This window comes from uncultured Methanobrevibacter sp. (genome assembly GCF_902769175.1).
In the GTDB taxonomy this organism is placed as follows: Archaea; Methanobacteriota; Methanobacteria; order Methanobacteriales; family Methanobacteriaceae; genus Methanobrevibacter.
The window spans coordinates 20,006-43,803 of sequence record NZ_CACXNW010000028.1; the positions used below are offsets into that span (position 1 = coordinate 20,006).

Below are 23,798 nucleotides of genomic sequence, written 5' to 3' on the forward strand. Positions count from 1 at the left end.
GTTTTGACAACACAACTATCTCATGAACTAGGTCTTTTAGGCAATCCGATTGAAAATCTTCCAGCAATGACTAGGACGGATAAGATGCAGGAGAGGATTGCGGAATATGGTCTTCGTTCAATTAGGGGACATGTTGTTTATAGTTCAGAAGAGGCTTTGGAATTTTATGATAGCGAAGGATTTAAAGAAGTTGTTTTAAAGCCTACCTACAGTTCAGGTTCTGCAAATGTTCGTATTTGTAATGATAGGGATGATTTGATTGAAACACTCAATCTATTATTCCATGATGTTAATCGTTTTGGAGATCAAATCACTGAGCTTTTAGTTCAAGAATACATAAGCGGTGAAGAGTATATAGTTAATACAGTATCCCATAAGGGAATCCATCGTGTAACAACCGTTTGGAAGTACAATAAAATAAAGACTTCAGAAGGGGCAATGGTTTATGATTCCTGCAGGACTGTCAATGAATTAGACCTTGGTGAAGCTGAGATGGTGGAATATGCTTATCAGGTTGCAGATGCATTGGGAATTCAATATGGTGAGGTTCATGGAGAGTATATGATTGATGATAAGGGGCCTGTCTTAATTGAAGTTAACTGTCGTCCTATGGGTGGAAATATGCCTGCAGACTTTGTAGATAAAATTTCCGGTCAGCATGAAACCGATAGTATCTTAGACTCCTATTTAAAGCCAGAACGATTCGAAGAAAACTTAAAGAGAAAATATGAATTATATGCTCATGGAACATTGAAATTCTTTATTGTTCCATCTGATATGATTGCCCGTTCCTCTCCTATGGCAGAAATGAGCAATAGATTAAAGGCATATCACAGCACTTCATTATCCCCTAATTACGGGGCAAAGTTTTTCAGAAAAACAAAGGATGTAGGTACCAGTGATGGAACTGTCTTTTTTGTTCATGAGGATGCTGCTGAACTTGATAAGAATTTAAAATTCCTAAGGGCCGTTGAGAAAAATGCATTTTCATTAATTCTCTCTGAAGATGAAACTGAGGTTTTAGAAAAGGATGATGAGGATACTTAGATGAAATCAAGCCTTTAGTTATGGAAACTAATAAATATGGTACTGGACTTTTTGTAACTGACCAATTCGTAGAAAACGTTGATATGTTACAGATAAATGTTGACGAAATTGATAAGGCACAAGGAAATTTTGATTTCATTATTATTAACTTAAATAAGGGTTTAGTAGATAAAAATGCAGATGAAAGGGTAAAAATAATTTTAGAGATCTTTTCAAAAGTCAGAACCGGTGGAATCATATTCATTCCTGAAAACACATATCAAATTTTATACACTGGTAGAAGAGGTATGGAAGCTTTAATAGAAATTTTAGGCTATAAGATTGAACTTCCTCCATATAATGTCAAGGACATTATCATTGCTTCTAAACCATGATAATTAGCAGTTTTTAAAAAAGAGATTGATAGATTTATAGCTATCATTTAATTTTTTATTTTTATTTTTAAAAAAAGAATTTAAAATTTAATCTATTTTTTTTTATTATCTTTAGTGGTTTTTTTTATTAAAGAGTTTTATATTTAATCTATTTTTTTTTTATTATTTTTAGTAGTTTTTTAAAAAGAGTTTAAGATTTTATCTATTTTTTTTTATTATTTTTGTAGTTTTTTTATAAAAGAGTTTTATATTTAATCTATTTTTTCAAAAAAAAAGAGTTTGATAAGAAGTAGATCTTATCAATAATTATTTTCTATTTTTTATATTTTTTTAAAATTTAAATATTCTATGAGCTATTTTTATCTAGTAATTTTATGATCTGCTCTTATTCCAATAAATGAAGCGACTATAGATAGTATATTTGTGAAAACACATACTATGAAGATTATTTGTATAGCTCGTACAATTAAGCTTGCATATCCTAAACTAAATACTAAATCACCCATAATCCATGAGAACACTACAGTTAAAAGACCTAAACTCATTGCTTGACCAATAGCTCTGGTTGTTAATTGACCTGCAGATGCAAATGCTGCATCTTTCTCATCAACAGAACTTACAATAGCATTCATGTTTGGAGAGGAGAATAATCCTGTACCTAAAGCTTGCAATGCCATTGCAATTATAATAATATACATTGGAGTATTTTGGTCTAGGAATGATAAGAGTATCATGGAAATTGTAGCTATTGCCATACCAATTGCAGCAAGTTTTTGAGGATGTATCCTATCAGAGAGTCTTCCAGCAATTGGAGCTGTAATAGACATTACTACTGGACTAACAATCAATATAAAACCGGTTAGTTCTGGTCCAAAACCTTTTACATATTGGAAATAGTAATTTATTAGAGTTGTAAAGTTCATAGCAGCAAAGAATCCGAACATTCCAGCTACATTATATGAAGCAAAGGTTTTAATTTTGAATAATCTAACATCGAATACTGGAGATTCTTGTCTTAATTCAAATAAGACGTATATTATTCCTAAAATAATTCCTACAATAACGCATATTTGACCAATTTGTGTTATTAATGCAGAGAATCCATAGATGATTAAACCTATACTAATCATATATAATAGTGAGCCGATTTTATCAATCTTGTCATTTTCATTTGTTTTCCATTCAGGTTTGATTTTAGAGCTGATTAAGTATACACATAATGCTATGAAAATTATTGATACGAAAAATATGGATCTCCATCCAAAGTGCTCAACAAGGAAACCGCTTATAACAGGGGATGCTGAAGTACCTAAATAAACTCCAGTAACAACGAGCCCTAACGCTTTTCCTCTATTCTATTTACTGATTGCTAATGTAAGGATTGCAATTTCACATACATTTACAAATGATGTACCAACAGATTGTACAATTCTGGAAACTAAAAATGTTTCTGTTGAAAATGCAATGACTGATCCAATCAATCCGATTAAAAAGATTGAATTTGAAATAGCTAATGTTCTTTTAAAACCATATTTTCCTGCAATTTGCCCTGCTGGAATTGTAAGCATTGTTGCAATTAATGTATAAATGTTTAAAATCCAGTTTTGAGTAAGGTTATTCATTCCAAATTCTTGAGCAATTGTAGGAACTCCAATAACTACTCCATTTAATACAAATACAGTAAAGAATGATGATATAAATGTAATAATTATCATATATTTTTCTACTTGACTTTGCATGATTTATCCCGCATCCATAATTTATAAAGTATATTTATATATCTATTATATTTTATTTATAATTATTGATATAATTGAGCATATTATGTAAAAATAAGATTTAATAAATTCTTTAACTCATTTATTTTAATATTGTTTCAGTATTAGTTTGTTTATTTTTTGAGTTAATAATTAAAAATTAGTCTTTTTTATGTTGATTATTCTAAACTTAGTATTTTTTTGAGTAAATAATGTTAGAATTAGTTTTTTTTTTTTTTGATATTTTTAAAATTAGTTTTTTTGAGTTAATAATGTTAAAATTAGTTTTATAAATGTAAAAAAATTAAAAAAATAAAAAAAGGGGAAAAGTAAAGATTATACTAATTGTCCGCCTGTAACACCAAGTTTGGCTTGATCTTCATCAAAGGTAGAACCTATGAGATTTCCTGTTTTGGTATCATATTGACGGAAATTACCATCATTGTAGTTGATTTGGTAATAATAACCTTTATCTTCATGTGAATTTTTAACTACATGCCCTGCTGAAACGCCGCTTTCTGATTTTTCAGAGCCTACTGCAACATTAGTAACGGTATCTTTATCATTACTTGAAATAGAGTATGATGATTTGCCGTTATTATTGTTGGCATTGGCATTATTCGAATTAGAATTCGAATTAGAATTAGTTTTTGAAGAGCTAATAGTATAAGTCACATTTTGATTATTATTTGTAATATTTACACTTCCCCCATCTTTAAAATCGCTTACTTTATCTTCTATAACATCAGCTATAGTTGCATCGTCGACCACGTTTTTAGTTGGCTGATTAAAAAGTATTACCCCACAGCCTATGACGAGGATCAAAAAAAATGCACCTATAATGATTTTAAATACATCATCCAAGTTTTCACCTCATCTATTATTATCTTTTAGAAATTATATAAATGTATCTAATTTAGATATTTTTTAATATTTTATATTTCTTTACGAGAATTCTGATTTAGATATTTTTTAATATTTTATATTTCTTTACGAGAATTCTGATTTAGATATTTTTTAATATTTTATATTTCTTTACGAGAAAATTTTGTAAATAATTATATATGATGAATATTAATAATCAATATTATGTTAGGCGAAACTGAGAATACTGAAGAAAAAATTATTAAAGCGGCATTTAAAATTCTTCAAATTGAAGGAGCTGCAAAAGCTACAACTAAGAAAATAGCTGCTGAAGCAGGAGTTAATGAAGTAACTATTTTTAGAAAGTTTGATAATAAGAAGAATTTAGTGGAAGTTACTAAACAATTTTATATGGATAGACTTTTAGAAAAATTGGAAGATAACTTTTCATTTACTGAAGATGAAAGTATTGAAGATTATCTTAAGAGTTGTTTCTATGGAATGTTTAATTTCACAGATGACGATTTTAGTATTATAAAAGTTGCTATGCAAGAAGTGAGAGATGTTCCAGATCGAAAGCTCTTGATTTCACAGATCACAAGCACAATTCTTGGAAAATTAGAAGAATTCTTTAAATTGCAATTAGAGAAAGGTATAATTAAAGATATTAATTCTAAAGCAGTATCAATTATGTGTTTCAGTATAATTTTCCAATCTCTCGTGTTATGGCAAATATATGGTAGTTCCACTGGAATGGAATCAGATTATTATGCTAAAGACTTCTTAAATATTATATTTAATGGAATTAAACATTAATTATTATTTTTTCCATTAATCTAATTTTTATGAAAATAAGTCTTTACATTGGCAAAAATTGCATATCTTGAGTTATGGTTAGTCAGTATTAGGACTGTTTTGCCTATAATAATCTTTTTCTTATTTTTTTCATTTATTAATTATTTTTTTATATAATTTTTTTCATTTCTTCTTTTATTATTAGCTTTATTATTATGTGATTTTAATCTCTTTTTTCAATTTATAAATAAAGTTTTTTTTTAACAAAAAATATATAATATTTTAAAAACATACATTAAAATATTATGTCAAGAAAAATTATTTGGACATTATCAGCAGTATGTTTTTCAATGTCTACCTTATTGAGTTTAGTGGGAATCATTTCTGTAATTCAGATTTATTTCCATGTTTCCATTTATTATGCAAGCTTATATGCAAGCATATTTGCAGGAACATTAGGTGTTTCAAGCTTATTCGCCCCTGCATTATTCTCAAGGTTTGAAAAAAAAGAAAATGATAATGGTTATTTTATTGATTACAGCAGTATGTAATCTATTGGAGTTATTTATTACGGATTATTCAATTTGTCTGATTTTTAGAATAATACCTGCATTTTTCTATCCTATAGCTGTTAGTGCAGCATTAACAATAGTTGGAAAAATCAGTCCAAATGATACTAACAAGGTTGTTTTAGGTATTTCTGCAGGAAGTATATTAGGTCTTTCAATTACTTCCTATTTAGGATTAAGCTATGGATTCCAAGTTGCAATGTTATGGTATGGTTTGATAAATCTTGCATCATTAATATTGACATTTCTCTTTGTTCCTAATTTTGAAGGAAATAAAGAGCCAGTTGTCTTGCAAATTAGCCATGCAAAGTCTAGTAAGTTTTTATTTTCAATAATTTATGTTTTATTTACAGTTATTGGTATAAGCATCACATATAATTATATTTCAACTTACTTATGTACTGTAACTTTAATGAATCCTGAGTTTTTATTCTTCACTTTGCTGTTTATGGGATTAATATCAATGGTTGGAACAACTTTATCAGGATACTTGCTAAGCAAAAATGGAAATCTGACAGTTCTTTTCTATCCTATTGGCTTTGCAGTCATAACATTTATAATTGGATTGCTTGTTAAAATGCCTTTCTTGGAGTTCTGTGCTTTGATGGTCTTTTCAATATTTGACGGATCAGCATATACAGTTTAACAATATTGGGTTACTTCAGCTGTACCTGAGTCTCCTGAGTTTGCAAATGGTATTTTCCTGCTGATGTGTAACTTATCAATATTCATTGGAACAATGATTGGAGGATTTATCATTGATCAGATAAGCATAATGTATATTTTCATCGGTTCTGTTATCATGATGCTTTTAGCAGCTCCATTTGTTATTATTAGAATAAAAACCTCACCTGATGCATCTTCAGTGAATTAATTTTTTAATGCTTTTCACTCTTTTTATTCTTTTTTTATTTTTTCTATTGTTGCGTTTTTTCTAATTATTTTTATTTCAGTATATTATTTTTTTATTATTTTTATTTCAGTATATATTATTTTTTTATTCTTTTGCTTGCTAAAATTATTATTTTTTCCTATTTTATTTAAAAATAATTTTTAGTAATCCTTTTCCTATTTAAGATGCAAGTAAGTACTTACATTCGGAAATATTTAAATATGATTGGTTAGTAATATAGTATTGAAGTTGAATATTCATGATTAAAAAAACTCATTAGAATAAAATGAAAACAATACTTTACATAAATTCTAATATCAATTATTAATCCCGTTCAACGGTTGAATATTTTATTCAATTGTTGTTTTTATCCTCAACCTATAAATCCTTTTAGTTTGATGGGTTTTTTTAATAATGAATATCCTTCATCTAAGTTTTTACCTTTTACTATTTTTAATGAATTTTAACTATTTTTTTCTAAATTAATTATTTTAGTATTAAAATCTTTTTTGATTAATAATTTTAATTGATTTTTACTGTTTTTATTCAGTATTTTCTTTTTTAGATTTTATATGGTGTTTTTATTGTTTTTTTTTAAAATTCATAAGTAATTCTTATAATAATAATTAAAATTTATATACTTTTTTAAAGATAAGAAAATATATAAATTATTTATTATAGATATTTTTAAAAATTGAATTTCTATTATGATGATTTACTGTGTTGAAATTTGATATTGAATTTCTATTATGATGATTTACTATGTTGGAATCTGATATTGAATTGCTAATTTATGATTAAATAATTAGAAATCATTAGCATTCGATTTAATGATTAAATTATTAGAAAATAATTTGTATTTCTATTTAATGATATGATATTAAAATCTAATTGAATTTTTATTTAAAGATGATAATATGTTGGAAACTGATGTTTTAGTTATTGGTGCAGGTCCTGCAGGTTCTGCTGCTGCAAAACATGCAGCATTAGGTGGTGCAGATGTAATCCTGATTGATAAGAAATCTGAAATAGGAACTCCTAAAAGATGTGCAGAAGGAATTTATGACCATGGACTTAAATGGTTGGGAATTGATCCAGATCCTCAATGGGCTGTTCAGAGAATTAATGGAGGAGTCATCATTGCACCAGACAAGACTAGATTAACTCTTGATGAATCAATATTACCTGAAAAAGGATATATTATTGAAAGAAAGGTTTTTGATAAGTATATGGCTATGGATGCAGCAAGAGCCGGTGCTAAAATTATGGTTAAGACAAGGGCAAAGTCCATAACTAATGATGAAGATGCTAATGGCTCATTTTATCTTGTTGATTGTGAACAAATGGATGAAATGATTGAAATAAAGACTAGAATAATTATTGCTGCAGATGGTCCTGAATCTCGTATTGCAAAGGCATTAGGCATTAATTCAACAACAAAACCAGAGGATATGATGGCTGGTGTTCAATATGAGATGGTTGGAGTAAACTGTGAAAGGATGGATTTGGTGGAACTTCATTTAGGTGCCTTTACAAATGGAGGCTATGCTTGGGTATTTCCTAAAGGAGATGACATAGCAAATGTTGGAATAGGCATTAAAGCATCAAGTGAAAAGCTAGCCATTGATTTTTTAAATGAATTTATCCAATCCTATCCTCCATTGCATAATGCTAAAGCAGTAGAGCTAAATGTTGGAGGAGATCCTATTGGTGGAATGATTGAAAGAATCTATGATGATAATCTATTGATTTGTGGAGATGCAGCAGGTCAAGTGGATCCAATAACCTGTGGAGGAATCATTTTAGGAATTCTTGGTGGTATGACTGCAGGTCAAGTAGCTGCTAAAGCTATTATTGATAAGGATTATTCCCATGAAAGATTGAAAGAATATTCTATTAGATATGATGAAATTACACATGGAGCAATTCCTAAACTAAAAAAGGCCCATGATGTTTTTCGTTCATTAAGTGATGATGATCTTAATCAAATTGTCCATGCATTCTATGGTCTTGACTATAAAAATATGGATCCAAAGGATTTTATCAAAGTAGCTTTTAAATTGCCTATACGTCTCGCATTGAAATTAGGAACTATATTTAAAGCTATCTTTTAATTAATTTTTTATATTATTTAATTTTTTTAATTATTTTAATTTTTATATAATTTTTAATTTTTTTAATTTTTCTTAAAGTTTTTATATTTATTTTTTAATTTTCTTTTATTTATTCAATTTTATCTTTTTTTCATATGATAATTATAAGAATGTTATTTTTCACCTTTTCATTTTTTATTAATTTTTAAATTTCATTCCTATAAAAATCAAATAAATTCAAATAAAATTTATAATTTTTCAAGTAAACTTTATATACTATGAAGTATATAATATGTTTAAGGGTTCATTCTCTTTATTTTTAATCTTAGCTAGTATTTTTAAACACAATTGAATAAGAAAAGAGATGAATTCTCTTTTCTTTTCTCCCCATTTTTTTTAGATTGTTTCTCCAAACAATATTTTTTCTTTTTTTTCTTTATTCATTTTTTCAGTTTGTTTTATTAAATTATTCATTTTTTGTATTGTTTTTATAGAAATATTTATATAATCAATAATACAATAATAATTTAGGTATGCCTAATTGTTTATTTGGGGTCATAAATCTTAGTTTATTTATATATGCAATTATATGTGGGTTAAATAACAATTAGGTTTTATTAAAATATTTTATTTAATTTTTTATTAATTTCTGAGAAGATAAAATGAGTAATGAGAAGTCTAAACTTAATTTAAATCATCATGATGTTACTTTCTATAAAAATGTTCTTTTAATCGGAAGTCCTAATGTAGGAAAGAGTTTAACATTTAATAAATTAACTGGTTTAACTGCAATGGTTTCCAATTATCCTGGAACCACTGTAGACATTGATGAAGGTAATTTTACATATGAAATAAGACTGTTCATATTACAGACCCACCAGGACTTTACGATTTGAATACAATCACTGAAGAGGAAAGAGTAGCTAAATTATTGGTATTGGACAAGCGTTTCGATTTGATGGTTCATGTTGTAGATGCTAAAAACATTGAAAAGTCAATTGATCTTACATTGCAATTGATTGATGCAGGAAAGGAAGTCATTCTCGTTTTAAATATGATGGATGAGCTTGAAAAGATTGGAGCATCTGTTGATGCAAAGGTACTATCTCATGAGCTGGGAATTCCAATCGTTTTAACTGCGGCTGCAGAAAATAGGGGATTGGATGAGTTAAAACACACTATTGTCAATTATGATTCAATTGAAGATGAGATATTGAATGAATCAACATCATTGCTTGATGTTGACTATGGTAGGTCTATTGAAATAGCTATTTCTGAAATCAAAGATAATATTCATGGAGAATATCCTGTTTCTAAAAGATACTTGGCTGTTTCATTGCTTGAAGGAGATGAAGATACAGAAGAATTGGTAAGGAAAACTGAAGACTTTAGCCAATTATCTGAAATCATCGATAGGCAAAGGGCTAAATTTGATGAGCCAGTCAAATATTTGACAAAGCTTAAGCTTGCTGATTATGCCAAATACATAAAATCTACTTTTACAACAATAAATAGCGTAAATAATATTGATGAAGATAGCTTTGGCGAAAAATTAAGCAGAATTATGATTCATCCGATTTATGGATTTATTATTCTTGCTTTAGTACTATCCTTCGGTCTTTACCTTTTTGTAGGAGTGCTTGGAGCGGGAATTCTTGTAGACTTTTTACAGGATATTGTATTTGGAAAGTACATTAACCCAATTGTTATAAGTTTGGTGGTTAATAACATTCCGTGGGTTCCTATTCAAGAGCTTATTGTAGGTCCATATGGTATTGTCACTCTTGGTATAACCTATGGTTTTGGTATTATATTGCCGATTGTATCCCTTTTCTTCATTGTATTTTCAATACTTGAAGACAGTGGTTATCTCCCTAGACTTGTATTATTGGTGGATAATGGATTTAAGAGAATCGGTTTAAGCGGAAGAAGCGTTATTCCATTTGTTCTTGCTGTTGGATGTGGAAGTATGGCAACAATGGTTACAAGAACATTGGAAACCAGAAGGGAACGAAACATTGCTACAATGATTATGGCATTGACAATACCTTGCTCTGCACAGCTTGGAGTTATAATGGCACTATTGTCTGCCCATCCAAAGTCTGTCTTGATTTGGTTTGGAATGATTCTACTAAACTTTATAGTAGTTGGTATTCTTGCTAAAAAGTTTGTTCCAGGAGAACAACCAAGTTTCTTTATGGAATTGCCTCCTTTAAGATGGCCTAAGTTTTCTCACATTGCAAATAAGACTTGGACACGTCTTGTAATGTATATTAAAGAGCTAATTCCTATATTTATAGCAATCAGTGTTATTATATGGGCTCTTGATTTGGTAGGTATTTTTGAATTCATTATTGCTGCTGTTCGTCCTCTTGTAAATGCAATTGGTCTTCCTGATCAAACAAGCGCTTCATTTGTACTTGGATTTTTCAGAAGAGACTTTGGTGCTGCAGGATTAATGTCAATACATACTATGTTAACTGGTGTTCAATTGTTGGTTGCATCTATAACCTTAACATTGTTCCTACCTTGTGTAGCTCAATTCATTATTATGATTAAGGAAAGAGGATTTAAATTGGCTTTATTCAATGCATTATTAAGTATTGTCATAGCATTCACGACAGGATTCATTGTAAATTTAATTTTAACCAGTTTGAATGTAGTGTTATAGATGGTTCGGATTTAACTGTTAAGCATGTAAAATATAAAACTTTAGCTATTGATTGGTATTTGATCTGTTAAGCATGTAAAATATAAAACTTTAGCTATTGATAGTTTTGAGGGATAATATGGATGAACAAATAATTGGGAATCAAATAATCAAATGTGAATTCTGTGGATTCACCTTTCAAAGATGTGATGGGATTAACTGTGGTTCCTGCCCTATCAATTGCAAAACAGTTAAATGCCCTAACTGTGGCTATGAGATTTTGCCAGAGTATAAATCTTATAAATTCATGGAAGATGGCGTAAGGAAGATAAAAAATATGATTTTCAAATGATTTTTGATTAAATAATTAAATGGTTTATGTTTTAAAGGATTTTTAAATGGTTTATGTTTAAATGATTAAATGGTTTATGTTTAAATGATTTTCAAATGATTTATGATTTACTAATTTTTTAGGAGTGGAGTTTAAAAATGGATAAAAGCGAAATAGAGCATTATTTGCGTGACATTTGGGTTCGAGAGTTTGAAGATGAAGAGAAATTGCTTGCTGATGAATTCAATGCTGAAGATATTGAAAGGCTTTCCAAAAAGGAATATGTCAAAATAGAGGATGGCTTTGTTAACTTAACTGAAACTGGAGAATATATTGGAAGGTCTTTAGTTAGAAAACACAGAATTGCTGAAAAGGTAGTTGCAGACTTGTTTTTAGCTGATATGAATGAAATGGAAGAGTTAGCAGATCAAATTGAGCATGTCATGAGTCAAGAGGTGGAGGATAATATTTGCAGAATCTTAGGAAACCCTGAAAACTGTCCTCACAACAATCCTATTCCTCATGGGGAACATAATGGCGGATTAACTAATGACTATTCTGTGCCATTGGTGTCATGTCATAGCGGTGAATCCGGAGAAGTTTCTCATATTAAAACAGAAGATGCTCGTAAATTAAGAAAAATCATGAATTTAGGCCTTATTCCAGGTTCTAGAATTTGCCTAATCCAAAAGTTCCCTAATTTTGTATTCCAATTGGGAAACACTCAATTGGCAGTGGATAAGGAATTGGCTAACGAAATATTTATTAAATTAGACTAATAATTTATAATTAACAATCAGATTTGTTCAGTTTGATTAAATTGGACAATGGTCTAAATTTAAGCAATGAGATTTTATGAATTAGCTTTTATTTATTTTCTATTTAGGTGAAAGAAATGTTGGAAATCATTCCTGTTTTAGATTTAATGAACTCTGTTGCTGTATCTGGTAAAAGCGGCAATAGGCAAACATACACTCCTCTTCAAACCATTTATGCATCTTCATCAGATCCTGTTGAAATAGCCACTTCTCTAAAAAGAGTTGATGCAAAGGAAATGTATATAGCAGATTTGGATTTGATTGAAAGAAATGGAAATCATAACATTTACAAAATCAAGGAAGTCAATACCATTTTGCCTGTTATTGTAGATGTAGGTGTAGATAACTTGGAAACATTTGAATTCATGCTTGATTTTGCTTATAAGATTATTGTAGCTACTGAAACTCTTGAATCTGTAGAAGAGCTTGAAAAGATATTTGATAAGTATCCTAAGGAAAGAATCATTGTCAGCATAGATGTAAAGAACAATGAATTATACACTAAACATATGGATTTGGACTTGGAAGGATTTAAGGAAGTCTTAAGAAGAATAGATCCAAATGAAATCATATTGCTTGACATTTCATCAGTAGGTACAGAAGCAGGATTCAATAAGGAACTCCTTGAAAGATTCGATGAATTTAAGGATAAGATAATCTTAGGTGGAGGAATTACAAAAGATGAAATTCCTTTAATCAATGAAATTGGAATCAAGAAGGCTTTAGTTGGAACTGCTTTGCATAAGGGAGAAATAAGCATTAATAATTTTTAATCTTAAAATTTTTTCTATCAAATTTCCTTATTTTTCCTTAAATTTAAATATTAAGTTATATAAAATATTATATGTATAAAGAATTTGATTGAATTTTTATTAAGTGATATTAATGGCAAATGGATTTATTATTATATTTTCACATATTTTACCTTTAATCTTAGGATTTTTCAGTATTTTATTAATGATTAATGGAATAATGGATGAACAAAAACCTGTTACAGTAATAGGTGTCATATTATTCCTAGTTGCATCTTTAAGTCCATTTTTCGTATTACCTTTATTCTTATAATTATTTTGCTTTTTTTATTTTCTTTTTTTATTTCTGTATTTTACATATTTTTCCTATTTTTTTATATATACATTATTAAATTGAAATATCATATAAACATTATTATAATAATGAAGTAAAGCATTTTTAAAAAAATAAGTTAAAAAAATAATTAATAATCAGACATTTAAAAAAAATAGAAATTAAAAAAAAAAGAAATTAAAGATTATAAATTATTTTGTCTTTATAATCTTTAAACCTACTTCTTTGCAGCTAGCAGGCAATTGTTCCATAGTATTTAAGTTAGGATTTTGATAGTCTATATCTAATTCATCCCATGGAACTACCTTAGGGTTTTCTTTGTCTTTTTTCTCTTCACCATAAACATAACCTTCACTAAGTTTTCTTAAATACCAAGCGTTATGTTCTCTTTTAGCTAAATATTCTTTTTCTTTATCATCAAAATAGCTTATGCCCTCTCTTTTATCTTCAATATCAACCACTTCATATTTAAGTTCTTTCAAAAATTTAAGAATTAAGTGAGTTTGCTTATAATTGTTATGCTGAATCTCAAAATCCAATTCATTAAATTCTGGAACTATCAGCTCACCAGATACTGACTTCTTATAATTGTCATTAATCTTAACTGTCAGTTGCTTAATGGTATTGTCGACAATCTTTAATGGATTATTTTTTATCTTGCTTAAAATTAGACTCATGTCTTCAAAAAGGCCTTTTGTCTTTATTTTGAGAATCTGAATTCAATTCCTCATATGGAATTAGATTTGCATGAACATAGAAATTATTCTCCTCATCTTCAATCTTATTGTTTGTGCTGTCTGTACAACCTTCCTCATTTGTAGCCATTAATGCATCAAATTCGTCTTGACTTATTAATTTAGCCTCTAAAGCTTCATATGGAGATAACCATCCAGTATTTATCTTTTCATCCATCCAATCGTCATGTTCAATCTTTGCCAGATGCTCAATTTCCTCTATAGTCAATATGTGTTCATCTCTAGGATCATCCATTGGAACTATTTCACAACCGATTATATTCAATTTTCTCGGGTATTGCTTTATTTGTCTGACACTAGATAGTTTTTTCTTGGCATTCAATTTTTTATAAGGGGTAACCTTATTATTCTTTTTCTTTTCGATTTCATTATATCTTTTATGGCTTGCACGAGCAATCTCCTCTATATTTCTCAGTAGGATTGTAGGAGTTTCCGCTTCAGCTAATGAAATATCTTCCATTGGGCTATCTTGGTCTAAGTTTATATTAATCTTCACTCTCAAGCCCTCTGAAAAAATAGATTTGATATCTAAAAGCTTATTGATTAAATCTTCCTTTTCTTCAGAAAAATTAAGTCCTAATGCACTATTTTTAAGAATGTAACGAATAGTGATCTCGTCATGATCTATTTCTACATTTAATGTCATTTACATGGTTTTTGGCTTTGTCCTTAATTCCAATTGGCTTACGATTCCATTCCTGAAGCTCATCACATAAAATCAATAGGAATGCCAATGGATTTTGATTAGGCTTCATTTGGCCAAATTTAAATTCCTTGTTTTGCATAGTTCCCCTATAATAGTTATGTAATAAGATGGAAGTTGCACTGTTTGCAATAGGATAGAAGAAATAAGCGTACTTTTCAGGGCTTAAATCGTGATAACATTTTTGCATTAATGCAGCATAGGAATTCAAAACAAAAATAGATGAGAAATATCCATGGTCAATGAAATTGTTTTGAGCCATATAATCTACAAAATCATCCAAATGGATGATTAATTTCTTCAGATGTCCGCTTAAGGCATCAAAGTTATTTATTGCCTTTCCATTCTTTACATAGAAATCTGTAAATATTTGATGTGCCATAATGTCAGTTGGCTTATATAAGTCTATGAAATTGGTTTCAGGATAATCTTCTCTATAAACTACCGGAAACCTTGGATCAAGCCTTATGATATAATTCAATTCATTGAAGTTTTTAAAGTTTACAGAAGTATTGATTTTATACTTGTCAGATATGGATTGGCTTCCGTCATTTACAAATTTAGATAATTGTTTTCCGATTATCTCAACAGGATATCCGATGTCATGGAAAAGAGAGGCTATTCCCCAACGATATAAAAACTCCTCATTTGAAAACTTCCCATCTTTGGTTTTATAATATTTTTCATAAGGGCTTTTTATGATGTACCTTTGGAACACATCCCTATATTGTTTATTGCTTGAATAAATGGCTAAACCTAATATGAATACATTTACAGAATGAATAAAATGGTCTCTTTGCTTTTCAATCAAATCTCCAGTATTGTCTTCATAATCTTTCATTAAATTTATTAATTGCAATAATGCATTTGATTCACTTACATGCGTGCTTTTAGTCTTTTTTTCTTCAGATTTGTCTTCATCAGTGATTTGGTAAATCATGAAGAAGTTTTCATAAATTTCATATGCAGTGTATGTGCTTTCAAATTCCAAAAAGCTTTCAATGCTTGCATGTAAAAGGTCTTTATACATATGTCCATTTTTATAATCGTCATAGAGTTCCACTTCATTGAAGAAATTTTTTATGTATTTTATTAAATTATTGTCTCCTTTAGCCATTTAATCACCATGAAAAAATTTGGATGTTTTTTTTTAAAATATTTAATTATTTTAAGTGTATTATGTCTATTTTTCATTATAATCCTTTAAATATTTTTATAAAAAGGATTTTAAATTTAAAAATCTGCAATTTGTTTAAAAAAATAGATATAAAAAGTTGGATTTCTCATATTTAAAAACTAAAAAAGAAAAAGAAAAAAAGTTTAAAGTGATTTATTCTTTTGGATAATAATATGCAATTTCAATCCGAATACCTTATGCAATCAAGCAAATGATTCATATGTCAATTTAATCCGAATACCTTATGCAATCAAGCAAATGATTCATATGCAAAATGTCTTTAGATAAATCAATGTCTAAGTAAACCTTATTGTCAGTGTCAAAGCTTGAAGATATAATCAATTGGTTTCCTAATTTTTCATATCCATTTACTGGACTATGGCCTACAACCATGCATTTGGAACCAACAACATTGAGAAAACTGAATACGTCTCTTTCTGCATATTTTCCCTTGGTGAAAGATGCATTCTGACTTCTGTAAATGTTTCTGATTGGTCGATTCCATAAAAAGTCATTTAAGATTGGGTTGTTGTAGTCTCCATCAAATATGTCATTGAAATCATCACTTGTCTTTACTTTTTTGGAAGGTCCTGCATGAGATATGAAAAGGCCATTAGCAGTCTTTGCAAAGAATGGAAGTCTTTTGAAGAATTTTATGTATTCTGTTATAGTCGGTTCATGAATCCTTTTTTTATATGAAATCAAATGTTCAAAATCTTCCCTTTGATTGTCTCCTCCTTTAAAAATATCAGTATGTGTTATGTGGGCCCATTCATGATTTCCAAGCAAAACATGAAAATTAGGATATGATTTAGACTTTTCAATGACATCATCCAATATTTCTATTGATCTGTCATTAAAGTATGGAGAATGAATCAAATCACCTAAAAACAATATATGAAAATCCTGGTCTTTACTATCCCAAAGATTGATGTAAGCTTCATAGTCGTCATAATTGCCATGCAAATCACTGACAATAATCAAGTTTCCAAATTTTGGAAATTCAATTATCTTATCATTCATTCAACCACCTCTTCAAATATTCCTGATCTTGAAATTTAAATTTTGTGATATTGCATAAAAAAATCTAAAATTTTGATTGAATTTTAACTATAAAATAATTAAAAGTTTAACATATTAAATGGATAGTTTACAAAATAACTATTAATTTAATTAAAGCAATATCTAATTTAAATCAACCACATTTTAAATTTTAGATTTTGATATTTGCAAATCTACATACAGCAATATAAATCTTATATTTTTGCAAAAAAAAAATAAAAAAATAAAAAAAATTTTACTTATTTAACCTATCTTTAATGATTTCACGAATTTCCTTATTTTCAGCAAACAAATTCAAATCTTCAAGCTTATTTTTGCTTAATAGGTCATTGTTCCTAATCATTAAAAGAGGTCTATACCATTTTTCACATTCAAAAGCCAAATCGAAAATAAGTTCCTTATCTTCTATTCTTTCCAATGCAGCTATTCTAACATCCTTATCAAAAAGCTTTAATTCCAAACTTTTTTTATCATAAAAAATATCAACTGCAGCAGTGAAATAGTAGTAATTGAAATCATTTCTAATTATGTCCATCAATATTGATTTGTCCTTAATGTAATCCAAAGCAAATAATGAAAGCTTCTTATTCTTGCTGTAAAGAACAATCGCTGCTATAACATCCTCGTCATCAATATGTTCAATTGCACTTTTTTGAACTTCTTCGCTTGGATGTTCCAATACCCTTTTTGCAAATGGAGAATAATCCTTTCTATATTGGACAGGAATTTCCAAATCCTCTAATTCTTCTTTTGGCAAAATTCCTTTTTCAAAATCAAATTTAGAAAGGTCCATATGTTTTCTAGGATGGAGGGTCCTGTCAATGCGGTAGTTGATTTCCCCATCTTCAATAGGTTCGAAAATCCAAGTGGAATTTTCCAAAGCAATGTTTTCCACAAGGGTTCCAGTTAAGTTACCGCTTTTATCCTTTGGAACATTTATACGAATTCTGTTTCCAACAACTTCTGCTGATACAGTAATTCCATTTAAAGAAGTTTTAACATTTACTGTAAGTCTTTTAAATGGATCAAGGTACTTTTCTTTATTGTCTTCTTTAAATCCCATTTGGATTCCTCCTATTGTTTATTTTAAATATTAAAACAGCCTAGAAGATAAAAATTAAAGTTTTCACATTTTCTTGGCTAATAAAAGATATGTCTTAAAACTTATTTAACTTGTATAAAGTAAATGCTTTATTCGAGTTATTATATTCAAAAACTATATTATTAATAGGGTTCTGTTTTGAAAATTATATAAATTTTTATACAATATCCCCTATTTAAAAAAATTTATATGGGATGAATGCAATATTTTTAAAAACGAATGAATTGATAATAATTAAAAATTTATAATGTTTTCAGATGGAATAACTGAAAGATTTAAAGTTTTTAATGTTTTTTAGATGAAAGAACTAAAAAATTTAAAGGTTTTTATTCTTTTTTTAGATGGAATCACTAAGATTTGAAGTTTATATTTTTTTCATATGAAAGAACTAAAAAATTTAAAATAAGCAAAAAACCTCTAAAGGAGATGATAAAATGTGTGGAATTGTAGGATGTATACTTAAGGATAGTGAAAAGTCTGTAGCTCCTATTTTACTCGAATGTGTAGAAAATCTTGACTATAGAGGATATGATTCTGTAGGAATAGCTACAGTTGATGGGAAAATCCATGAAAAAAGGACAAGGGAAAGATCCCTGAAGTGGATGAAAAGTTTGATTTGGCAGATATGCCTGGAAACTTTGGAATCGCTCATGTAAGATGGCCTTCTACTGGAATTGCAAGCAAAATAAATGCACACCCTCATTTGGATGAAAATGATACAATTGCAGTTGTTCATAATGGAACCTTAAAAAACTATGATGAACTTAAAGGTGAACTAATTGCAGAGGGTTTCAAATTCAAATCCACTACAGATACTGAAGTCATTTCTCATTTAATCAGAAAATACATGAATGAAGGATTTGACTTGGAGCATGCATTCAGAAAAACAATAGAACGGCTTGAAGGTTCCTATGCAATTGTAGTAATTTCCAAAGAAGAGAACAATAAGATCTTTGCAACACGATATCAATCTCCATTGAAAATTGGAATTTCAGATGATGCATATTTTGTATCCTCAGATATTCCGGCGATTATAAATTACACTAGACAAATCATTCTTCCTGCTGAAGGGGAAATGATTATCCTGGATGAAAATGGAGTTAGGGTTCATGATGAAAATGATAATGAGCTTGAAAAGGAAATTGTTCTAATACCATGGACTGCTCAAATGGCAGAGAAAGGAGACTATCCTTACTATATGATTAAGGAAATATTGAAACAGCCAGATGCAGTTGAATTCACCTTAGGTGAAAGGGACAATATCCAAAAGATCATTGATGACCTTGGAAAGATTAAAAACATTTGCTTTGTAGCATGTGGAACTTCCTACCATGCTTCCCTAACTGGAAAATACCTGATTCAGCATTTGGCAAAGATAAAGACAGATGTTGTTCTTGCCTCTGAATTCAAATACACTGCTGACACTTTAGATGAAGACACTCTTGTTGTATTCATTTCACAATCTGGTGAAACTTTAGACAGCATGAATGCCTTAAGAATAGCTAAGGAAACTTCACCAACACTTGCGATTGTTAACAATATAGGCTCTTCAATGACAGAAGAGGCAAAATATACAATCATTACCCAAGCAGGACCTGAAAAGGGAGTGACTGCTACAAAAACATATATTGCTCAATTGACTGCAATCTATTTATTTGCAGGACTTTTGGCAAAAGATTATGAATTAGTCGATAGATTATACAATGTTCCAGATTATATTAGGGAAGTTTTAGATAAATCAAAGGAAATTGAAATCTTATCCCAAAGGTACAGCTTTGCCGATGATCTGTTCTATCTTGGAAGAGGATTTTCATATCCTATTGCATTGGAAGGAGCATTGAAATTAAAGGAAATCTCCCTTATTCATGCAGAAGGATATGCTTCCGGTGAATTGAAACATGGTCCTTTGGCTTTAATCAATTATACCATTCCAGTTATTGTAATATTGCCTCCAGGAAGTGATTATGAGGATACAATGGTTAATTTAGAGGAAGTCAAAGCTAGAAAAGCAATTATCCTATCTGTTTGTGCAGAAGGAGATGCAAAGGGAGAGTGTAAATCAAGGGATGTAATTACCATTAACCCTAAAGTTGATGAAATATTAGCGCCTCTTGTTTATACAGTTCCACTTCAATTGCTTGCTTATTATGTAACTTTAGAAAAAGGTCACAATCCAGATAAACCGGAGAATTTGGCTAAGGTAATTACTGTATAATTTAAAAATAGCATAAAAATAAATAAATTAAATAAATCATGTTTTTATTCATGATTTATTATTCTTTTTTTTTAAAATTATTTGATATTTGAATATTCTCTTTTTTTTTAAAATAGTATTTTAATCTTTAAATTTTTCTCTTTTTTTATGAAATTATTATTTGATATGGAAAATCTGCAAGATTTAGTTTATTAGAGTTATCATTTAAATCATCTAAATCATCTAAATCATCATCTAATTCTTCTAAATCTTTTAAATCTTCTAAGTCACTGTAATAATCGGGATCTTCATAATAATTATGATGCTGGTTTGGATTCATTAAACTCTTGATAAACCTTTCTAAATCCAGCATCTCATCAATGCTCATTTCTTCTCCAAAATCGATAGCAGCTATTAAAAACTCCTTATCATCATCGTCTTTTGGTAATGGGTTCGGTGCCTTAAATCCTAGTTCATTTAGTCTATCATTAACTAAATCTCTTTTTGGCTATAATTCCCCATAATAATTCTTAATGCAAGCTAGTTTTAATAGAATATACTTAAATTTTATCTTAGAAATGGCTTTTTTGTATATGTGATGATTTTTGCTTTTAACAAATATTTTAGCAAGGAGATCATTACGTTTTATTCCATCAAGAGCAGATAATCTAACATCAATGCTTTCATCATTGTTTGCAATGTCAAACAATAGATTTTCATCACTTATATAAGAAACGGCACATTCATGTACCTTTTCGTTTCTATCATTGCATGCCCTATCAACTAAAAGGTCCTGAAGAGTGTATGACTTCTCATCTTCATAAAGAAGGATTGAATTTGCATCAATATATTCATCATCCCCATCATCATTTGATTCAGAAAGGATTTCATTTTCCTGATTGTTAACAAGCCTTTCCAAATGTTTCCTTTTATTGAGATGGTATAAATACCTATCATCAGATTTTTTTATAAGCTAGAGTGATGAATTTGCCAACCACTCTTTCAATGCTATCTTTTCTAACTGTCCAATTATCATCATTTCTTGCTAAATCTGCTAATATTCGATTTTCTTTAAAATATATTATAGTCTCTTCATGTCTAAAATCAGATGATTCCTTTTTGCTCTTATCCAAATGGCTTTTATTTTGATTCCTCTTATTTTGTGATAAATTTGATATGTTTAATTCACCATCAATTATTGATTGTGCTCGATTTTGGATTGATTCCACTTTTGAATCAATAATGAGATTTTTTAAAAATTCATTCAATTCCTCTCCAGATAAGTCCTTTAAGGTTATGAGCCTATAAAATTGAATTTAAAACGTTATATTCGTTGAATTCTCCAGGATAATAGAGTTTTCCATGCTTAGGCTTTCTCAATTTGTCAAATCCATTTAATGCAATGTCATACAAATAATCAATGTCATTGATTCTATTTATTGCAACATAGCGTACAGACCATTCATTATGATAATTTGCTATTGACTTTAATATGTGCTGATTGTCTATTTTGCTTACTATCTCCTCATATGAATTTTTCTGGTCTGTGGAAATGACCAGTTCCCCATCCTCTATTGATATTTTTGATATAATCAATTTATCAAATCTTTTAAAGAGAATATCATCAATTCCAAAATCTTCATTAATGTCATCATAATTCAGTTTAAATTCAATTTCTATAGGAATTTCCCCAAAACAATCATTATTTAAGAGATTTGCTAAATATTCTTCTCCAAATAGGTAATATAAGGCAGCTATGCGAACAGTTGAATCTGGGTCATTTAGAAGAAAATCAATCCATACCTGAGGTTTATCCACCATTCCTAATGCAAATGAACGCACTATTGGATTGGAATGATTATATGCAATTTCAACTATGCTTGCATCCTCTAATTTCAAGGCAGATTCAAGGTAATCATAGTTGAAAAGTTTACCTTCCATATCCTGATTAAAATCAAATTCGCTATCATTTACCAATTTCTCTATTTCAGCTATTTCCCTTTGGTATTTATGTTCTATATAATCTTCAAGATTGTATGCTTTAAGAATCATTTGGTAAACTCTTTTATAAAATGAAGGAGAACGCATAAAAAAATGATAATGTTCTGATATCCTCTTTATCAAGACAGTTGAATTCTTCTGAAATTCTATTTAAAAAAAGATTATTCAAGTCACGATTATTCCTTATATCTTCCTTATTTAAAATAAAGATGTTAAGGTTTAACAATTCTTCATTATAAATGTCAATCAATCGAGATTTTATTGCTTTGGGATTATTTAAGTTCATTTTATCAAAATATTTAGTTAATTAGATTTAATTCCATATTAAAAAAAGTTAATTTTTAGAATCATATCTTAAAAGCTTATCCCTGTCTATCTTTTCCAATGATTCCTTGATTTCATTAAAAGTAGCTTCATAAACTTCTATATCATACATAAAGGGATCATCTATATCATAAATGTAATCAACATCATTAAATTCCTTTATTGTGTAAATTTCTAAATCAGGATATCTTTTTCTTAAGGTATTTCTATGTGATGTTTCCAATGTTAAAATCAAGTCCATTTCTTCAATATTGGAACTTTTAATACTTGTAGCCTTATGCTTTGATACGTCAAGTCCATGATTCTTGCAGACTTCAATAGTATTCTTTGAAGGAGATCTGCCATCAGTAGCAGCTATTCCTGCAGAACATATTTTCAGATTTTCCTTAATTATGGATTTAAATATATATTCTGCCATAACGCTTCTACATGTATTTGCTGTACAAACAAACATTAATTTCATGATTTCACTCCTTTAAAATATATTGGCTTCTTATTCTATAATTTAAACAATTAATTAAATATATTTATGCAAATCTTAAATTTTAATAAAAAAAATAAAAAAATAGTATATTTTTAAAGATTTTTAATTACTTAAAAAAGATAAAGAAAAGGAAAATATGAAAATTTAAAGATTTTTAATTACTTAAAAAAGATAAAGAAAAGGAAAAATATGAAAAAAGATTAGGGCATCAGAAACTAATCCTGTGCCAATTCATCATAGATTTTTCTCAATTCTTCAATTGATTTTTCACTTAATTCTTGATCTTGTTTGTTTTCGATGATTGCTAGGATTTTATCCCTTTGAGCCTTATTAGCCAAAGCAATCTTTGTCTTTTCAATTTCTGCTTCTTTCATTTCGAAAATGCTTTTTACAATGTTGATTTTAATTTCCAATTCTCTTTTTAATGGATTCTTACTTGCATCCTATAGTGATTCAACCTGCAAATCATTTTCATCTCTTTTCAGATTCTTGTAAATGTAATCCAAATCTACAAGTCTTAGATCGAATAGGTCTTCAAGATTGATTAGACCCTTAAATTCAAATCTATATTTTTTCTTTAATGCTTCAATCCAAATATTGTCCATAATCATCTCCTCGATAAATTTTTGGAAAAACTAATTTGATAAAGATTTTAGTCTAAAAATTCGTATAAAAGCTAATAATGAAAACATCCTAAAAATGTAAATATCTTGATAATGA

27 protein-coding genes and 2 pseudogenes are annotated in these 23,798 nt (G+C 28.7%); 14 read left to right on the forward strand and 15 right to left on the reverse strand.

The features are described 5' to 3' along the window. The first annotated feature begins 3 nt into the window (after nt 1–3). Together QZV12_RS10265 and QZV12_RS10270 are read left to right on the forward strand one after the other, a co-directional pair. Complete coding sequence (locus tag QZV12_RS10265; protein ID WP_295621271.1) at nt 4–1,047, forward strand: ATP-grasp domain-containing protein; 1,044 nt, start codon at nt 4–6, stop codon at nt 1,045–1,047. Between the two features lie 20 nt (nt 1,048–1,067). Next, nucleotides 1,068–1,421, forward strand: a complete 354-nt coding sequence (locus tag QZV12_RS10270; RefSeq protein WP_295621274.1) for a hypothetical protein — start codon at nt 1,068–1,070, stop codon at nt 1,419–1,421. Between the two features lie 359 nt (nt 1,422–1,780). On the opposite strand, the pseudogene QZV12_RS10275 reads toward QZV12_RS10270, so the two are convergent. Together QZV12_RS10275 and QZV12_RS10280 are read right to left on the reverse strand one after the other, a co-directional pair. After that, nucleotides 1,781–3,160, reverse strand: a pseudogene (locus QZV12_RS10275) (MFS transporter). A 354-nt stretch (nt 3,161–3,514) separates the two neighbouring features. Beyond that, on the reverse strand, nt 3,515–4,003 hold the full coding sequence (locus QZV12_RS10280; protein WP_295621277.1) for a hypothetical protein: 489 nt from the start codon (nt 4,001–4,003) through the stop codon (nt 3,515–3,517). Nucleotides 4,004–4,267: 264 nt separating this feature from the next. Between QZV12_RS10280 and QZV12_RS10285 the strand changes: the two genes are divergently transcribed. The 11 genes from QZV12_RS10285 (at nt 4,268) to QZV12_RS10335 (ending at nt 13,255) form a co-directional block, all read left to right on the forward strand. Continuing rightward, nucleotides 4,268–4,858: a TetR/AcrR family transcriptional regulator gene (locus QZV12_RS10285; protein ID WP_295621280.1), complete on the forward strand. Its 591-nt coding sequence runs from the start codon at nt 4,268–4,270 to the stop codon at nt 4,856–4,858. A 284-nt stretch (nt 4,859–5,142) separates the two neighbouring features. After that, on the forward strand, nt 5,143–5,388 hold the full coding sequence (locus QZV12_RS10290; protein WP_295621283.1) for a hypothetical protein: 246 nt from the start codon (nt 5,143–5,145) through the stop codon (nt 5,386–5,388). Then, the gene (locus QZV12_RS10295; RefSeq protein ID WP_295621286.1) at nt 5,357–6,052 is read left to right on the forward strand and encodes an MFS transporter; all 696 of its coding nucleotides are present in this window, start codon (nt 5,357–5,359) and stop codon (nt 6,050–6,052) included. Before QZV12_RS10290 ends, QZV12_RS10295 begins: the two co-directional genes overlap by 32 nt. A 93-nt stretch (nt 6,053–6,145) precedes the next feature. After that, nucleotides 6,146–6,280, forward strand: a complete 135-nt coding sequence (locus tag QZV12_RS10300) for a hypothetical protein (protein ID WP_295621289.1) — start codon at nt 6,146–6,148, stop codon at nt 6,278–6,280. Nucleotides 6,281–7,215: 935 nt separating this feature from the next. Beyond that, nucleotides 7,216–8,412 (forward strand): geranylgeranyl reductase family protein, encoded by a 1,197-nt coding sequence (locus QZV12_RS10305; RefSeq protein WP_295621292.1) that lies wholly within the window; start codon nt 7,216–7,218, stop codon nt 8,410–8,412. Nucleotides 8,413–9,053: 641 nt separating this feature from the next. Beyond that, complete coding sequence (locus QZV12_RS10310; RefSeq protein ID WP_295621295.1) at nt 9,054–9,287, forward strand: FeoB small GTPase domain-containing protein; 234 nt, start codon at nt 9,054–9,056, stop codon at nt 9,285–9,287. Then, nucleotides 9,284–11,062 carry a ferrous iron transport protein B gene (gene feoB, locus QZV12_RS10315; RefSeq protein WP_295621298.1) on the forward strand — a complete coding sequence of 593 codons (1,779 nt, stop codon included), beginning with the start codon at nt 9,284–9,286 and terminating at the stop codon, nt 11,060–11,062. The genes QZV12_RS10310 and feoB overlap by 4 nt, the downstream gene beginning before the upstream one ends. A gap of 118 nt (nt 11,063–11,180) precedes the next feature. Continuing rightward, nucleotides 11,181–11,393: a hypothetical protein gene (locus QZV12_RS10320; protein WP_295621301.1), complete on the forward strand. Its 213-nt coding sequence runs from the start codon at nt 11,181–11,183 to the stop codon at nt 11,391–11,393. Nucleotides 11,394–11,530: 137 nt separating this feature from the next. Next, complete coding sequence (locus tag QZV12_RS10325; RefSeq protein ID WP_295621304.1) at nt 11,531–12,151, forward strand: metal-dependent transcriptional regulator; 621 nt, start codon at nt 11,531–11,533, stop codon at nt 12,149–12,151. A 116-nt stretch (nt 12,152–12,267) separates the two neighbouring features. After that, nucleotides 12,268–12,963 (forward strand): HisA/HisF family protein, encoded by a 696-nt coding sequence (locus QZV12_RS10330; protein ID WP_295621307.1) that lies wholly within the window; start codon nt 12,268–12,270, stop codon nt 12,961–12,963. 112 nt (nt 12,964–13,075) lie between these two features. Then, on the forward strand, nt 13,076–13,255 hold the full coding sequence (locus QZV12_RS10335) for a hypothetical protein (protein WP_295621309.1): 180 nt from the start codon (nt 13,076–13,078) through the stop codon (nt 13,253–13,255). Nucleotides 13,256–13,467: 212 nt separating this feature from the next. On the opposite strand, the gene QZV12_RS10340 is transcribed toward QZV12_RS10335, so the two are convergent. The 5 genes from QZV12_RS10340 to QZV12_RS10360 form a co-directional block, all read right to left on the reverse strand. Continuing rightward, entirely contained in the window at nt 13,468–13,953 is a 486-nt protein-coding gene (locus tag QZV12_RS10340) for a RyR domain-containing protein (protein WP_295621312.1), read from the reverse strand. A 4-nt stretch (nt 13,954–13,957) separates the two neighbouring features. Next, nucleotides 13,958–14,677: a hypothetical protein gene (locus QZV12_RS10345; RefSeq protein ID WP_295621315.1), complete on the reverse strand. Its 720-nt coding sequence runs from the start codon at nt 14,675–14,677 to the stop codon at nt 13,958–13,960. After that, entirely contained in the window at nt 14,649–15,851 is a 1,203-nt protein-coding gene (locus QZV12_RS10350; protein ID WP_295621318.1) for a hypothetical protein, read from the reverse strand. The genes QZV12_RS10345 and QZV12_RS10350 overlap by 29 nt, the downstream gene beginning before the upstream one ends. A gap of 288 nt (nt 15,852–16,139) precedes the next feature. Next, on the reverse strand, nt 16,140–16,934 hold the full coding sequence (locus QZV12_RS10355; RefSeq protein WP_295621321.1) for a metallophosphoesterase: 795 nt from the start codon (nt 16,932–16,934) through the stop codon (nt 16,140–16,142). A 274-nt stretch (nt 16,935–17,208) separates the two neighbouring features. Continuing rightward, the gene (locus QZV12_RS10360) at nt 17,209–18,036 is read right to left on the reverse strand and encodes a hypothetical protein (RefSeq protein ID WP_295621324.1); all 828 of its coding nucleotides are present in this window, start codon (nt 18,034–18,036) and stop codon (nt 17,209–17,211) included. A gap of 473 nt (nt 18,037–18,509) precedes the next feature. On the opposite strand from QZV12_RS10360, the pseudogene glmS reads away from it, so the two are divergent. Further along, nucleotides 18,510–20,290, forward strand: a pseudogene (gene glmS / locus QZV12_RS10365) (glutamine--fructose-6-phosphate transaminase (isomerizing)). Between the two features lie 145 nt (nt 20,291–20,435). Here glmS and QZV12_RS10370 read toward each other — a convergent pair. From QZV12_RS10370 to QZV12_RS10405, 8 genes are all read right to left on the reverse strand, one after another. Then, nucleotides 20,436–20,657, reverse strand: a complete 222-nt coding sequence (locus QZV12_RS10370; protein WP_295621327.1) for a hypothetical protein — start codon at nt 20,655–20,657, stop codon at nt 20,436–20,438. 120 nt (nt 20,658–20,777) lie between these two features. Further along, the gene (locus QZV12_RS10375) at nt 20,778–21,188 is read right to left on the reverse strand and encodes a hypothetical protein (protein WP_295621330.1); all 411 of its coding nucleotides are present in this window, start codon (nt 21,186–21,188) and stop codon (nt 20,778–20,780) included. A 37-nt stretch (nt 21,189–21,225) separates the two neighbouring features. Next, nucleotides 21,226–21,537, reverse strand: coding sequence for a hypothetical protein (locus QZV12_RS10380; RefSeq protein ID WP_295621333.1), 312 nt, complete (start codon nt 21,535–21,537; stop codon nt 21,226–21,228). 34 nt (nt 21,538–21,571) lie between these two features. Further along, nucleotides 21,572–22,321: a HEAT repeat domain-containing protein gene (locus tag QZV12_RS10385; protein ID WP_295621335.1), complete on the reverse strand. Its 750-nt coding sequence runs from the start codon at nt 22,319–22,321 to the stop codon at nt 21,572–21,574. Between the two features lie 13 nt (nt 22,322–22,334). After that, a complete protein-coding gene (locus QZV12_RS10390) occupies nt 22,335–22,556 on the reverse strand; it encodes a hypothetical protein (RefSeq protein WP_295621338.1) in 222 nt (73 codons plus the stop codon). Nucleotides 22,557–22,604: 48 nt separating this feature from the next. Next, a complete protein-coding gene (locus QZV12_RS10395) occupies nt 22,605–23,057 on the reverse strand; it encodes a low molecular weight protein arginine phosphatase (protein ID WP_295621341.1) in 453 nt (150 codons plus the stop codon). A 236-nt stretch (nt 23,058–23,293) separates the two neighbouring features. Beyond that, complete coding sequence (locus tag QZV12_RS10400) at nt 23,294–23,491, reverse strand: hypothetical protein (protein ID WP_295621344.1); 198 nt, start codon at nt 23,489–23,491, stop codon at nt 23,294–23,296. A gap of 30 nt (nt 23,492–23,521) precedes the next feature. Next, a complete protein-coding gene (locus QZV12_RS10405) occupies nt 23,522–23,683 on the reverse strand; it encodes a hypothetical protein (RefSeq protein WP_295621347.1) in 162 nt (53 codons plus the stop codon). Nucleotides 23,684–23,798 lie beyond the last annotated feature (115 nt).